This is a genomic window from Mycobacterium sp., from assembly GCF_044223235.1.
Classification (GTDB): Bacteria; Actinomycetota; Actinomycetes; order Mycobacteriales; family Mycobacteriaceae; genus Mycobacterium.
The window spans coordinates 255,828-268,396 of record NZ_JBGAME010000002.1 but is presented as its reverse complement, the minus strand read 5'-3'; the positions used below and the strand labels follow the sequence as shown (position 1 = coordinate 268,396).

16 protein-coding genes and 1 tRNA gene are annotated in these 12,569 nt (G+C 68.1%); 6 read left to right on the top strand and 11 right to left on the bottom strand.

The window, feature by feature from the left end:
- The first annotated feature begins 2 nt into the window (after window positions 1-2).
- Window positions 3-554, top strand: coding sequence for a hypothetical protein (locus tag ADBZ6K_RS04325; protein WP_526344617.1), 552 nt, complete (start codon window positions 3-5; stop codon window positions 552-554).
- 97 nt (window positions 555-651) lie between these two features.
- Here ADBZ6K_RS04325 and ADBZ6K_RS04320 read toward each other — a convergent pair.
- The 3 genes from ADBZ6K_RS04320 to ADBZ6K_RS04310 all read right to left on the bottom strand — a co-directional run bounded on the left by ADBZ6K_RS04320 (window position 652) and on the right by ADBZ6K_RS04310 (window position 1,894).
- Window positions 652-742: transfer RNA gene (locus tag ADBZ6K_RS04320), tRNA-Ser, on the bottom strand.
- Between the two features lie 175 nt (window positions 743-917).
- Entirely contained in the window at window positions 918-1,376 is a 459-nt protein-coding gene (locus tag ADBZ6K_RS04315) for a nucleoside deaminase (protein WP_526344616.1), read from the bottom strand.
- Window positions 1,373-1,894, bottom strand: coding sequence for a tRNA adenosine deaminase-associated protein (locus ADBZ6K_RS04310; protein ID WP_526344615.1), 522 nt, complete (start codon window positions 1,892-1,894; stop codon window positions 1,373-1,375). Before ADBZ6K_RS04310 ends, ADBZ6K_RS04315 begins: the two co-directional genes overlap by 4 nt.
- Window positions 1,895-2,025: 131 nt before the next feature.
- Here ADBZ6K_RS04310 and ADBZ6K_RS04305 point away from each other — a divergent pair, with 131 nt between their 5' ends.
- On the top strand, window positions 2,026-2,991 hold the full coding sequence (locus tag ADBZ6K_RS04305; protein ID WP_526344879.1) for a prephenate dehydrogenase: 966 nt from the start codon (window positions 2,026-2,028) through the stop codon (window positions 2,989-2,991).
- On the opposite strand, the gene ADBZ6K_RS04300 is transcribed toward ADBZ6K_RS04305, so the two are convergent.
- The 5 genes from ADBZ6K_RS04300 to ADBZ6K_RS04280 are packed head-to-tail and all read right to left on the bottom strand — an operon-like array spanning window position 2,933 to window position 7,051.
- Window positions 2,933-3,535: a putative glycolipid-binding domain-containing protein gene (locus tag ADBZ6K_RS04300; protein ID WP_526344614.1), complete on the bottom strand. Its 603-nt coding sequence runs from the start codon at window positions 3,533-3,535 to the stop codon at window positions 2,933-2,935. The genes ADBZ6K_RS04305 and ADBZ6K_RS04300 overlap by 59 nt on opposite strands.
- A complete protein-coding gene (locus tag ADBZ6K_RS04295; protein WP_526344613.1) occupies window positions 3,532-4,341 on the bottom strand; it encodes an ABC transporter permease in 810 nt (269 codons plus the stop codon). The genes ADBZ6K_RS04300 and ADBZ6K_RS04295 overlap by 4 nt, the downstream gene beginning before the upstream one ends.
- Window positions 4,338-4,997, bottom strand: coding sequence for an ABC transporter permease (locus ADBZ6K_RS04290; RefSeq protein ID WP_526344612.1), 660 nt, complete (start codon window positions 4,995-4,997; stop codon window positions 4,338-4,340). Before ADBZ6K_RS04290 ends, ADBZ6K_RS04295 begins: the two co-directional genes overlap by 4 nt.
- Window positions 4,997-6,094, bottom strand: coding sequence for an ABC transporter ATP-binding protein (locus ADBZ6K_RS04285; protein WP_526344611.1), 1,098 nt, complete (start codon window positions 6,092-6,094; stop codon window positions 4,997-4,999). Before ADBZ6K_RS04285 ends, ADBZ6K_RS04290 begins: the two co-directional genes overlap by 1 nt.
- A gap of 3 nt (window positions 6,095-6,097) precedes the next feature.
- The gene (locus ADBZ6K_RS04280; protein ID WP_526344610.1) at window positions 6,098-7,051 is read right to left on the bottom strand and encodes an ABC transporter substrate-binding protein; all 954 of its coding nucleotides are present in this window, start codon (window positions 7,049-7,051) and stop codon (window positions 6,098-6,100) included.
- 127 nt (window positions 7,052-7,178) lie between these two features.
- Here ADBZ6K_RS04280 and ADBZ6K_RS04275 point away from each other — a divergent pair, with 127 nt between their 5' ends.
- Both ADBZ6K_RS04275 and ADBZ6K_RS04270 read left to right on the top strand, forming a co-directional pair.
- The gene (locus ADBZ6K_RS04275) at window positions 7,179-7,583 is read left to right on the top strand and encodes a LapA family protein (protein WP_526344609.1); all 405 of its coding nucleotides are present in this window, start codon (window positions 7,179-7,181) and stop codon (window positions 7,581-7,583) included.
- Between the two features lie 113 nt (window positions 7,584-7,696).
- Entirely contained in the window at window positions 7,697-8,500 is an 804-nt protein-coding gene (locus tag ADBZ6K_RS04270) for a transglutaminase-like domain-containing protein (protein WP_526344608.1), read from the top strand.
- 6 nt (window positions 8,501-8,506) lie between these two features.
- Here ADBZ6K_RS04270 and ADBZ6K_RS04265 read toward each other — a convergent pair whose 3' ends face one another.
- On the bottom strand, window positions 8,507-9,556 hold the full coding sequence (locus ADBZ6K_RS04265; protein WP_526344607.1) for a phosphotransferase family protein: 1,050 nt from the start codon (window positions 9,554-9,556) through the stop codon (window positions 8,507-8,509).
- A 48-nt stretch (window positions 9,557-9,604) separates the two neighbouring features.
- Between ADBZ6K_RS04265 and ADBZ6K_RS04260 the strand changes: the two genes are divergently transcribed.
- Window positions 9,605-10,675 (top strand): zinc-binding metallopeptidase family protein, encoded by a 1,071-nt coding sequence (locus ADBZ6K_RS04260; RefSeq protein ID WP_526344606.1) that lies wholly within the window; start codon window positions 9,605-9,607, stop codon window positions 10,673-10,675.
- A gap of 61 nt (window positions 10,676-10,736) precedes the next feature.
- Window positions 10,737-11,540, top strand: coding sequence for a GntR family transcriptional regulator (locus ADBZ6K_RS04255; RefSeq protein WP_526344878.1), 804 nt, complete (start codon window positions 10,737-10,739; stop codon window positions 11,538-11,540).
- Here ADBZ6K_RS04255 and ADBZ6K_RS04250 read toward each other — a convergent pair.
- Window positions 11,537-11,701, bottom strand: a complete 165-nt coding sequence (locus ADBZ6K_RS04250; protein ID WP_526344605.1) for a hypothetical protein — start codon at window positions 11,699-11,701, stop codon at window positions 11,537-11,539. The genes ADBZ6K_RS04255 and ADBZ6K_RS04250 overlap by 4 nt on opposite strands.
- 124 nt (window positions 11,702-11,825) lie before the next feature.
- The gene (locus ADBZ6K_RS04245) at window positions 11,826-12,521 is read right to left on the bottom strand and encodes a phosphonatase-like hydrolase (RefSeq protein WP_526344604.1); all 696 of its coding nucleotides are present in this window, start codon (window positions 12,519-12,521) and stop codon (window positions 11,826-11,828) included.
- Window positions 12,522-12,569 lie beyond the last annotated feature (48 nt).

Genomic DNA, 12,569 nt, shown 5'->3' with positions numbered 1-12,569 from the left:
CCATGACGACTGATCCGGCCAACGAAGACCAGGACGGCGACACCGACAAGTACGGGTGCTGGTATGAGAAGACCGACACCCTGGAGCAGGGAAGCATCCTGCCCGGGGCGCGGGTCTTCGAGGAAACCGAGGACTCGACGCCCGACGAACTCGACATCGCAGTGCGATTCATCGACGCCATCGTTCTGACGCAATCGTGTGACATCCGGAAGCCAGCACAGACAAGGCTGCTGGTCGCCGAAGTCCATCCTTACCGCGAGGTGGCGGACCAGCGCGGCGGCAAGTTTCGCGGAAAGGGTTACCGCAAAGAGCTCGCGGACGGACTGGCTGTCGCCGAATTTGTTGTGCCGCCATCGGAGATCGCATTCGACGACTGGTCGATTGTGAACTTCCGCGAGCTGTACACGATTGACCGCGAGCGACTGGCGACCGACAACGGATTCGTCGGTCTCGGCAGTCCGTACCGGGAACATCTAGGTCAGGCATTCGCGCGCTTCATGATGCGCGTCGGACTGCCGACAGGACTCGACGACTTCGAGAAATATCAGCTCTGATACGTGACCGAGGGCAAAGCGTGGGCAGCAGGTCGGCAAGCGAACGGTCAGCGAACATAAAAATAGCCCCTCACCTGCATCGCAGGATCTGGGGCTATGGCGGTGGCGGAGGGATTTGAACCCTCGGTGGGGGGTTACCCCACACACGCTTTCGAGGCGTGCTCCTTAGGCCGCTCGGACACGCCACCGTGTGGCAGCTTACCGGCCGAGAGTGACACGCCCTAATCGCGGGCCTGACGCGGCTCCACCCGCAGCTCCACTACGGCGGGTGCGCACCCACGGCGGGCCTCCCCGGCGTGTCGTCGCCCAGGCTGCACACTCGGCGAGCGCTCATCGCTGGCCGTCGGCTCTTCGCGCGAGCGCTCATCGCTGGCCCGCGAAGAACTCCTCCAACGGCGCCGCACACTCGGAAGCAAGCACCCCGCCGCGCACCTGGGGGCGGTGCGTGAGCCGCCGGTCGCGTACCACATCCCAGAGTGAGCCGACCGCCCCGGTCTTGGGTTCCCACGCCCCGAACACCACCCGCGCCACCCGGGCCAGTACCAGCGCGCCCGCGCACATCGTGCAGGGTTCGACGGTGACGGCCAGCGTCGCTCCCTCCAGCCGCCAACCCTCCCCCAGCGCAACCGCGGCCGCACGCAGGGCCAGCACCTCGGCATGCGCGGTGGGATCACCCGACTCCTCCCGGGCATTGCCCACCCTGGCCAGTTCGCGACCGTCGGCCGAATAGACCACCGCCCCGATCGGCACATCCCGCGGACCGACGGAGCGGGCAGCCGACAGGGCGGCGCGGATCAACTCCTCATCGGTGGGGAAACTCACCGATCGAGGCGGTCGAGCACCGCGGAGAGTTCATCGGCGAAGCCCATCTCCCTGGCGATCCGGCCCAGCTGCTCGTCGGCATACAGGTCGGTCTCGTCGAGGATCACGCCGAGCACCGCCTCGGGCAGACCGACGTCGGCGAGCAACCCCAGGTCGCCCTCTTCGAACGGCTCCGCGTCGTCGAGATCCTCGGCGCTGATATCCGCGTCGAGCTTGTCGAGCACCTCCGCGGCGATGTCGTAGTCCAGCGCCGCCGTCGCATCCGACAACAGCAGTCGGGTCCCGGCGGGAGCGGGCCGCACGATCACGAAGAACTCGTCGTCGACGTCGAGGAGCCCGAACACCGCGCCCGCACTTCGCAGCTCGCGCAGTTCGGTTTCCGCGGCGGCGAGGCTGTTCAGCGAGGCGCGCCGCATCGCCGAGCAGCGCCACTTGCCGTCCTCTCGCACGACGGCGACGCCGAAGCCGTCGGGGATGTCGTTCCCCTGGTCCTGCGCAGGTGCACGTTGCGCTCCCATGTGCGCCTACGCTAGTCGCCGACCAGCAGGATTGACCAGATCCGCCCCCGTTTGGCCCCCAACCGGGCGAATCGCCCGCGCGGGGGTGCCCCAGGCGGGTGTGCCAACCTTGGATCGTGATGAAGACGCCCGTGTGCGTACTGGGTCTGGGCCTGATCGGCGGTTCGGTGATGCGTGCGGCGGCGGCCGCCGGGCATCGGGTGTTCGGCTACAACCGCTCCATGGACGGGGTGACCGCCGCCCGCTCGGACGGGTTCGACGTGACTGAGAACCTCGACGACACGCTGCGCCGGGCGGCCGATACCGGCGCCCTCATCGTGCTCGCGGTTCCCGTGCCCGCCCTGCCGATGCTGCTCGGCTATGTTCAAGACGTCGCGCCCCACTGTGCGCTCACCGACGTCACCAGCGTGAAGGGGGCCGTGCTGGAGGCGGTCCAGGCGGCCGGGCTGCTGGACAGGTTCGTCGGCGGCCACCCGATGGCGGGGACCGCGCATTCGGGATGGGCGGCAGGCAGCGCCACCCTGTTCGTCGGCGCGCCGTGGGTGATCAGCGTCGACGACCACGTGGCCCCCGACGTCTGGGCCGCGGTGATGCGGCTGGCTCTCGACTGCAGGGCGGTGGTGGTTCCCGCCCGATCCGACGAGCATGACGCGGCGGCGGCGGGTATCTCACATCTGCCGCACCTGTTCGCCGAGGCGCTCGCCCTCACCGCCGCCGAGGTGCCGTTGGCGTTCGCGCTGGCCGCGGGCTCGTTCCGGGACGGCACCCGGGTCGCTGGGACGGCGCCGGACCTGGTGCGCGCCATGTGCGAGGCGAACGCCGGCCAGCTGCTACCCACGCTGGATCGGGCGATCGCGCAGCTCACCAACGCACGCCAGGCGCTTGCCGACCAGGGCTCCGTCGCCGACCTCGTCGACGCGGGCCACGCCGCCCGCACGCGCTACGAGAACTTCCACCGCCAGGAGATCATCGCCACCGTCATCGGCGCCGAGAACTGGCGGGGCGAACTCGCCGCCGCGGGCCGGGCGGGCGGCGTGATCAGATCCGCTCTGCCAGTCCTGGATAGTCCAGCAGGAAGCCGTCCGAGTCCACCGTGATCGTGGTCTCGGCGACCGGTGAATGCAGTTTGATGCCGGCCGCACGGTCGGGCCCGATGCTGCTGTAGCTGATGGTCGCCTGCTCCACGGACAGTTCGGGCAACCGGACGTAGACCACCGGCAGGGTGACCGTGTCGGTCCGTTCGTACAGCCCGGTGCGCCGGATCGGCAGCGCGTTGAAGAACGGGCTGTAGATCACGTCGACGTCGAGCGCGCCGTCATAGGCCGCACGTTTGGTCTGATTCTGGTGATCCTGGATCAGCCACATGTTCTCCTCGTCGCGGGCGATGGAGAGTTGGCGTTCCCGCTCGGCGAGGGTGATGGTCAGCGACAGCCGTTTGGTGGCGCCGCTCTCGTCGGTGACGAGGTCGTAGGAGGAGGAGAACGCCGGATGGGATGCGGTCGCGGCCGCCACGATCCGCCCGTACGCCTTGATCCGCCTGCCGGACAACTGCACCCGTACGGACTCCATCCTCGGCACGTCATGGGCCTGCCACGTCAGTATCGCCGGCCAGGTGCCGCCACTCGCATCAGCTCCGCTCACCCGTCTACCGTAGGCGACGGACCCGCCCGTTCGTGGGCTGCTGGCGAACTCCCTTTCCCCCGCGAACCGGCGCGCGGCGCCGATTCGAGGGCCACCTCGTCGCCGAGCAGCGGCTGTGGCATCCTGGGCATCCGGCCCGACCGGCCGAACCGTCCCGACCCCGGCACCGATAGCCACACCGCCAGTGCCAGCGCCGCGTCCAGGATCAGCGCCAGCGCGGTGACCATCAACGCACCGACCAGTGCGATGTGAAACTGCCGCACCTTGATGCCGTCGATCAGATAGCGGCCGAGCCCGCCCAAGCTGGCGTAGGCGGCGACCGTGGCGGTCGCCACGATCTGCAGGGTGGCGGTGCGCAAACCGCCGAGGATGAGCGGCATCGCGATCGGGGTCTCCACCCGCAGCAGGATGCGCGACTCTGTCATCCCCATCGACCTGGCGGCGTCCACCACGTCCCTGTCCACGTTGGAGATCCCTGCGTAGGTGCCCGCCAGCAGCGGGGGGATGCCCAGCAGCATCAGCGCCACGGTCGGCGGCACCAGGCCAAGACCCCATAGCAGCACACCGAGCAGCAGCACCCCGAGGGTTGGCAAGGCGCGCAGCGCATTGACCCCGGTGACCACCAGGAAGGTGCCGCGTCCGGTGTGCCCGATGAGCATTCCGACCGGGACCGCGATGAGCGCCGACACCACCACCGCCACCGCGGTGTACTGCAGGTGTTCGAGGATCCGCGCGCCGAGCCCGGCGGGGCCACCCCAGTTGGCGGCGGTGAAGATGTAGGCCAGCGCCTGCTGCAGGAAGTTCATGCCGACGCCTTGGCCACCGGGCGCCTGGCCCTGACCCACGGCGTGGCCAACCGCCCCGCCAGCATGATCAGGGCGTCGACGATGATCGCCAGCACGAAGATCGCGATGATGCCCGCGACGATCTGGTCGCTCTTGTTGGCCTGGTAGCCCTCGGTGAACCAGGTGCCCAGTCCCCCGATGCCGATGACCGACCCCACCGACACCATCGAGATGTTGGTCACCGCGACCACCCGCAGACCGGCGACGAGCACCGGAATCGACAGCGGCAGTTCGATTTTGAGCATGCGGGTGAGCGGCTTGTAGCCGACGGCGGTGGCCGCGTCGCGCACCTGCGCAGGCACCGCGTCGAGCGCCTCCGGCACCGCGCGCACCAGCAGCGCGGTGGTGTAGAGGGTCAGGGCCACGATGACGTTGGCCTCGTCGAGAATCCGGGTCGGAATGATCAGCGGCAGCACCACGAACAGTGCCAGCGACGGGATGGTGAAGATGACGCTCGCCGTGACGGTGGTGAGCCGTCGCACCATGGTGGTGCGGCGGACCAGCGCACCCAGCGGCACCGCGATCAGCAGCCCGAGCAACACCGGGATCAGTGACAGCCGCAGGTGGATCAGCGTCAGCGCCCAGGCATCGTCGAGGTGGGTGAGCAGGTAGCGCATCAGGTCTTCCGCTGCTCGTCCAGTGCGGTAAGCACATCGGCGCCCAGCACACCGCCGACCACCACGCCGTCGCCGTCTACCACGACGCCGACACCCGACGGCGAGGACAACGCCGAATCCAGCGCCTGGCGCAGGGTGCCGTCCGGTGCGAACAGCGATCCGCCCGCGATCACGCTGTCGTACAAGGATCCGCCACCGCGGTGCACCTGTACCCCGCCGGCGTCGATCCACCCGAACGGGGCGCCGTCGGGCTTGCGCACCAGCGCCCACTCCCCAGGGCCGAGAGACAGTGCGTCGATCTCGGATTCGGTGACCATCCGCAGCGGGTGTAGCGGCAGCCCGCTGGCGTGGAAGAACTGCAGACCCCGGTAGCCCCGGTCGGTGCCGATGAAGCCCGACACGAAATCGTTGGCCGGGTTGGACAATAGCCGCGCCGGCGGATCGTACTGCTGCAGCGCGCCGCCGGGCCCGAACACCGCGACCCTGTCCCCCAACTTGACGGCCTCGTCGATGTCGTGCGTGACGAACACGATCGTCTTGTGCAATTCGGCTTGCAGGCGCAGCATTTCGGCCTGCAGCTCGTCGCGCACCACCGGGTCGACCGCGCTGAAAGGCTCGTCCATCAACAGGATCGGCGGGTCGGCGGCCAACGCCCTTGCGACGCCGACGCGCTGCTGCTGACCGCCCGACAGCTGCGCCGGATAGCGGGCGGCCAGTTTCGGGTCAAGCCCGACGCGTTCGAGGACGTCGAGGGCGGCCTTGCGCGCGGCCCGCCGGGACTGGCCCTTGAGCACCGGCACGGTCGCGACGTTGTCGACGACCCGCTGATGCGGCATCAGCCCGCCGCTTTGGATCACGTACCCGATACCGAGCCGCAGCTTCACCGGATCGACTTTGGACACGTCTGCGTCGTTGACGGTGATCGCGCCCGACGTGGGCTCGATCATCCGGTTGATCATCCGCATCGAGGTGGTCTTCCCGCACCCGGACGGCCCGACGAAGACCGCCAGCGTGCCCGCGGGCACGTCCAGGGTGAGATCGTCGACTGCGACGGTGCCATCGGGATAACGCTTGGTGACACCCTCGAAGCGGATCACTTCTCAGCCCTGGATGGGCTTGTCAAACCCGTTGTCCTGCACCCACTTACCCGCGGCCTTATCCGGATCGGTGCCGGTGTTGCCCGACACCTCGGAGTTGAGCTGGGTCAGGCCCTCGGTGGTGAGTTTCGCCGAGACGGCGTCCAGGATGGTCTTGAGTTCGTCCGAAGTCTTCTGTGCACTGATCAGCGGAACGACATTGCTGGCCAGGAAGTTGTTCTCCGGATCCTCCAGCACCACCAGATTGTTCTGCGGGATGGCCGGCGAGGTGCTGAAGATGTTGGCGGCCGTGACGGTGCCATCCACCAGCGCCTTGACGGTGGCGGGTCCACCACCGTCGCTGATGGCGACGAAATTGCCCGGGGCGATGTCCAACCCGTACTTGGCTTTCAGCCCGGGCAGCCCGACCGGCCGGTCGGCGAACTCCGACGGGGCCGCGAACGTGACCTCCGCCGAATGCGGTGCCAGGTCGCCGATCGTCTTGAGATTCCACCTCTTTGCGGTGGCATCGGTGACCGTGACGGTGTCGGTGTCCGATGCGGGTGACGGCGTCAGGATCGCCAGATCTCCCGGCAACGCCCGGCGCAGCGCCGCTTCCACCTCGGCGGGGGTGGTGACGGTGGATTCGGGATCGAAGTACAGCAACAGGTTTCCGGTGTACTCGGGGATGAGGTCGATGGAATGGTCCTTGATGGCCGGGATGTAGGTCTCCCGGCTGCCGATACCGAGCTGGCGAGTCACCGTGAAGCCGTTGGCCTCCAACGCCTGCGCATAGATCTCGGCGACGATCTTTGACTCCGGGAAGTCCGCGGAGCCCACGACGATCGTCTTGGCGTCCCCGGACTCTGTGGACTCGGTGGTGCCCCCGCCGACCGGGTTGGAACTGCCGCAGGCCCCGGCAACGAGCGCCACCAGGGCCACCAGAACCGCCAGAATCCGTGTACGCCTGCTCGACATGCGGATGTCCTCCCAACGCATTGGCCTCTCCGGACACTATCGGCCCCGGGACCCGAACGCCGCGGTTTGGTTCACCGTGACGCCATAGGTGGTTTCAATCTGTGCCCGAAACGGCAAAGATGAAACCATGACCAGCGATCCCTCCCTATCGCCGGACCGGCCCGGCTCCGGCGCCTTTCCCGGCGATCAGTCACCGGCGCCGCACGCACCTCTGCCCTCGATCCCGGACGGGGACGCCGTCATCCACGAGCCGCCGCCACCGCCCGTCAAATCCGCCGGGTTCACCCGCGCCGCGGCGCTGTGGACGGCGCTGATCATCGGGTTCCTGGTGCTGATCCTGCTGCTGGTGTTCATCCTGCAGAACACCGGCGCCGAGACCGTTCACTTCCTCGCATGGGAATGGAACCTGCCGCTGGGGGTGGCGCTGCTGTTCTCCGCCATCGGCGGCGGGTTGCTGACGGTCGCGGTGGGCACCGTGCGCATCTATCAGCTGCGCCGGGCCACCAAGAAGATACTCAAGGCCCGTCGTTAGCCAGCGTCCACGTACTTTGCCCGAGTGGCCGACGCCACAGGTTTGTCGGGCACTCACCGCGGGTACTGACCGGCGTGCCCCGCAGAACCCTCTTTGCCAGAAAGCGTGCTCCCATGAAACGTGACGTCGGTGCCGAACTCGACGTGGACATCATCGCCCCGACGACCCTGGAGTTCCAGATCGCCGTCGCCCCGCAACCCGGCGCCCAAGTGACCGAATCGCTGACCTTCGAACTGAACGGCGCACCGATCGAGGCCCAGGAGATCGTCGGCGAGCACGGCAACCGGATCCACAAATTCGATGCCGCCGAGGGAAACCTCAAGGTGAGCTACTCGGCCACCGTGATCGGCCACGCCGAGCCCGCGCCACTGAAGGAGATCGACCTGTCGACGTATCTGCGGCCCAGCCGCTACGCCGAGGCCGACAAGTTCTACGGTTTCGCCGCTACCGAATTCGGCAAATACGCCGATTCGGCAACGCTGCTGGAGAAGGTGTCGTCCTGGGTGGGCACCCGGCTGCAGTACGTGCCCGGTTCCAGCGATCCGATCGACGGCGCGATCGACACCCTCTTGGCCGGTGCGGGTGTGTGCCGCGACTACGCGCACCTGGTGGTTGCGCTGCTGCGGGCGGTCAATGTTCCCGCCCGCCTGGTCGCCGTCTATGCGCCGGGCTGCGACCCGATGGATTTCCACGCCGTCGCCGAGGCGTTCGTGGACGGCCAGTGGCGGGTGGTCGACGCGACGTGCCTGTCCCCCAGGCAGGCGATGGTACGCATCTCCACCGGGCGCGACGCCGCGGACACCGCATTCCTCGACAACCACAAGGGCGCGATCACGCTGAACAGCACCGTGGTCACCGCCGTCGTCGACGGCGACCTGCCCAAGGATTCGGTGGACCAGCTCGTCTCGCTACACTGACACCGGTCAGGACGGTGAGCCCAGCGCGCTCAGGCCGGCGGCGATGAACGGTCCCACCGCACTGCTCACCCGCTCGGCACTGACGCTGTCGCCGCCCATCCTGGCACGAAAAGCGATGCCCGCAGCGATGATCGCCACCTTGAAGTAGGCCAGCGACAGGTAGAACGGCCAATGTTCGAGCGGGCGCCGCGACGCCAGCGAATAGCGGTGCGCCAGATCGTCGCCCGACGGCATCAGCGGCGACGCCCACGCTGCACCTGCGGAGCCGAGCAGCAACCCGAACTGCGGATCGCGGTATACGCACATCAGCGCGGCGTCGCTGAGCGGATCTCCGAGGGCGGACAGCTCCCAATCCAGTACGGCGGCGACCCGGGTGAGGTCGTCGCCGTCCAGGATGGTGTTGTCGATCCGGTAGTCGCCGTGCACGATCGCGCTCCGGCTACGAGTCGGAATCGCTTGCCCCAGAGCGGAATGCAACGTCTTCACATCCGTGTCGCACGGGTCGCCGGGGCGTCGGACCAGATCCCACTGCGATCCCCACCGGCGAACCTGCCGTTCCAGATAGCCCGCGGGCCTTCCGAAATCACCGAGCCCGACCGCATCCGGGTCGACCGCATGCAGGTCGGCCAGCACCGCGATGAGCGCGTCGACACAGTCGCTGACCACCTGCGCACCGCCGAGGCCCGCGAGTTCGTCGGCGGTTCGGATCACCCTGCCGGACACGTATTCGACCATCTGGAACGGCGCGCCGAGCACCGAGTCGTCGTCGCACATCGTCACCGTGCGCGCGACGGGAACGGCGGTGTCCCGCAACGCCGCGACAACCCGGTATTCGCGGCCCATGTCATGGGCGGACGGCGTGAGCCCGTGCAGCGGCGGCCTGCGCAACACCCATCTCGACGCGTCGTCGGACACCAGGAACGTGAGGTTCGACCGGCCGCCGGAGATCAACTCGGCGCGCAGCTCGCCGTCTCGTGCGATGCCGACGCCGCGCAGATGCCGATCCAGCGCGACCAGGTCCAGGCCCTCAAGGGACGTCGGGGAGGTCTGGCTCACTGTTTCTGTCTACCACCAGATTCCGGCGCAGCGTGTCACCATGAAGCGGTGCGCGCATTCGCCTGCCCCGTGTGCAACAACTTCACCGCGTTCGAGGCGGACCGCTGCCGAACGTGTGATGCTCACGTCGGGCTGCACCTGCCCAGCATGTCGATGGTGGCGATCGACGGCGACGCGGCCTTCGTCGACGGCGAACGCTGGGTGCGCTGCACCCAGGCAGGCATCCTGAACTGCAACTGGCTGGTTCCCGAGGAGGAGAACGAGACGTACCGGCGCGGCCGGTGTCTGGCCGATTCGCTGATCCGCCGCGAGCCGGTATCGGACGACACCCTGGCCCGGGAGAAGCTGGTGCCGACGGCCGCGGCGTTACGCAGACTCGTCTACCAGCTGCGCGACCTCGGACTGCCGATCGAGCCGTACTGGCGCACCGAGGGCGGGTTGGCCTTCGACCTGCTGTCGAGCTACACCACCGGCGAGAAGGTGATCATCGGGCACGCCGACGGTGTGATCACGATCGATCTGATCGAGACCCTCGACGCGTACCGCGAACAGCTGCGCGTGAGCCTCGGCGAGCCGTACCGCACGATGCTCGGCCACTTCCGCCACGAGGTCGGCCACTACTACCAGAACGTGCTCGTCGAGACCGGCCCGGGCGCGGACCGCTACCTCGACGAGTGCAGGCACCTGTTCGGCGACGAACGCGCCGGCTACTCCGAGGCCATCGGACGGCACTACAAGTTCGGCGCCCCCGACGACTGGCGGACGTCGTTCATCTCCGAGTACGCCACCATGCATCCGTGGGAGGACTTCGCCGAATGCTTCGCCCACTACCTGCACATCGCCGACACCATCGACACCACCCGTGAGGCGGGCATGGTGCTGCACGCCGACCGGGTCCGGTTCTCCGCGCCGCGCGACGTCGTGCCGCTGCAGTCCTATGACGACGCTCCGATCGAGCGGCTGCTCTACGACTGGAAGTGGATCTCGCTGTTCTTCAACCGGGTCAACACCGCGATGGGCAAGAATCCGCTCTACCCGTTCGATATCCCGCCCCCCGTCGCCGCCAAGCTGGGGTTCGTGCACCGGGTGATCCGCTCGACCGCCCGGGTCGCGACCTAAGCTCGGCATACGATGGGCTGAAGTTGTCATGACAACGAAGGCGGCACAGGAGGTGGGCACCATGGCGTCGTCAGCCTCAGCGGCAGCGTCGGTCTCATCATCGGTCTCGGGGGCCGGGCCCCGCTCCCGCCACGAACACGTCGCGGCCGAGTTGCGCCAGCGCATCGTGGCTCGCCAGTACGCGATCGGCGACTCGCTGCCGACGGAGAACGCGCTGTGCGCCGAGTTCGACGTGTCGCGGGGCCCGGTGCGCCAGGCCCTGGCCACACTGAAAAACGAAGGCCTGATCCGTCTTTCGCGCGGCAAGCCAGCCGTGGTGCGCAGTCACGACGTGACCCAGACGCTGAACACCTTCACCCCGTTCACCCAGTGGGCCGAACTCAACGGGCGCACCGCCGACAGCAGGACGCTGGAGGTCGCGCGCCGCAGGGCCGGTGAGGCCGCGCGGGTGGCGCTCGGCCTGACCGCCGACGATTTCGTCGTGGACGTGATGCGCGTGCGGCTTCTCGACGGTGAGCCGGCGATGATCGAGCGCAGCACCTTCGTGGACTCCGTCGGTTCGTTGTTGTTCGACTTCGACACCGACTCGGGCTCGATCACCGACTATCTGACGGCTCAGGGTGTGCAGTTCGAGTCGATGGAGCATGTGCTCGACGCAGTCGCCGCTGCCCAGGTCGACGCCGAGAACCTCGGAATCGACCTGGGCAGTCCGTTACTGCGGGAGCGGCGCACGTCGCGGGATCAGCACGGGCGGGCTTTCGAGTACGCCGACGACCGCTACCGACCCGACATCGTCGCGTTCAGCATCGTCAACGCCCGCACCATCGACACCCGATCGGCTGCGGCGAACGGCCAGCCGCACTAATCCGCCGCGGGCATGCGGTTCCAGTGCGGGATCAGCAGCAGCATGGCGATGAACGCGGCGGCGGCGAACCCGTAGAACAACGTCGAGGTGCTCAGGTAGCCGGGCAGCAGCCCGCCGAGGATGGCCCCGACCGAGCCGCAGCCGTTGATCAGGCCGGTCACCGTGCCCGCATGCTTGGGTGCTCCAGAATCCGAGAACGCGGCCGCGCGGAATTCGTGAAGCGGCGGGATGCCAGTGAGTGTGGGTGGGGCGGCCTGCGCTGACCGCCCCACCGGGGACGACGGCTCAGCGAAGGGCGGCCACCAGTGCGGGCAGCCCGGCGACGCTGTCCAGGATGTGGGTGGCACCCGCCGCGGAGAGCTGGGCGGTGTCGTGCGCACCTGTCAGTACACCCACCGAGGCCCTGGCGCCTGCTCGCAGGCCGGACAGCACATCCGACGAGGTGTCACCGACGACGATCATCGACCGTACGGAGACCGTCTCGGTCCGCATCAGCGCAGCCAGCGGCATGTCCGGGTAGGGCCTGCCGCGCATGCCCGGTCCCGGGCACAGCACCACGTCGGCCAGGTCGTGCCAGCCGAGCGTGTCGAGGATGGCGTCCTGCGTCTCCCTGGCGAACCCCGTCGTGAGGGCCGTCTTGATGCCCTGCGACCGGAAAGAAGTAATGACTTCTTCGGCCTGCGGGATCGGGCTGCACTGGCCCTCCGCGACGAGCTGGGCGTAGCAGCGTTCGAACTCCTTGTTCGCCGCCTGGGCCTGCTCCTCGTTGCCGCGGGCGAGGTGGCGGAACACGACGATCTTGGACTGGCCCATGGTGTCGGCGACGTATTTGAGCATCGCGTCGCGGTCGGCGTCGGTCTTCGACAGCCCGGCGTGGGCGTCGGCGGCCATGAACGACTGCTGGACGAGGCCGCTGTCCTCGACGGTGGTACCTGCCATGTCGAAGACGACGAGGCCGATCTGGTCGACGGTGCTGGTCATGTGGTTTCCCTTCGGGTGTGGGTGTGGGTTTCATGGGTGGTGGTGCGT

Bases quoted from the DNA above. Each gene is read 5' to 3' on its own strand.
- ADBZ6K_RS04295 (WP_526344613.1), bottom strand. From the start codon at position 4,341: ATGAACTTCCTGCAGCAGGCGCTGGCCTACATCTTCACCGCCGCCAAC.
- ADBZ6K_RS04325 (WP_526344617.1), top strand. From the start codon at position 3: ATGACGACTGATCCGGCCAACGAAGACCAGGACGGCGACACCGACAAG.
- ADBZ6K_RS04290 (WP_526344612.1), bottom strand. From the start codon at position 4,997: ATGCGCTACCTGCTCACCCACCTCGACGATGCCTGGGCGCTGACGCTG.
- ADBZ6K_RS04310 (WP_526344615.1), bottom strand. From the start codon at position 1,894: ATGGGAGCGCAACGTGCACCTGCGCAGGACCAGGGGAACGACATCCCC.
- ADBZ6K_RS04255 (WP_526344878.1), top strand. From the start codon at position 10,737: ATGGCGTCGTCAGCCTCAGCGGCAGCGTCGGTCTCATCATCGGTCTCG.
- ADBZ6K_RS04270 (WP_526344608.1), top strand. From the start codon at position 7,697: ATGAAACGTGACGTCGGTGCCGAACTCGACGTGGACATCATCGCCCCG.
- ADBZ6K_RS04275 (WP_526344609.1), top strand. From the start codon at position 7,179: ATGACCAGCGATCCCTCCCTATCGCCGGACCGGCCCGGCTCCGGCGCC.
- ADBZ6K_RS04280 (WP_526344610.1), bottom strand. From the start codon at position 7,051: ATGTCGAGCAGGCGTACACGGATTCTGGCGGTTCTGGTGGCCCTGGTG.
- ADBZ6K_RS04245 (WP_526344604.1), bottom strand. From the start codon at position 12,521: ATGACCAGCACCGTCGACCAGATCGGCCTCGTCGTCTTCGACATGGCA.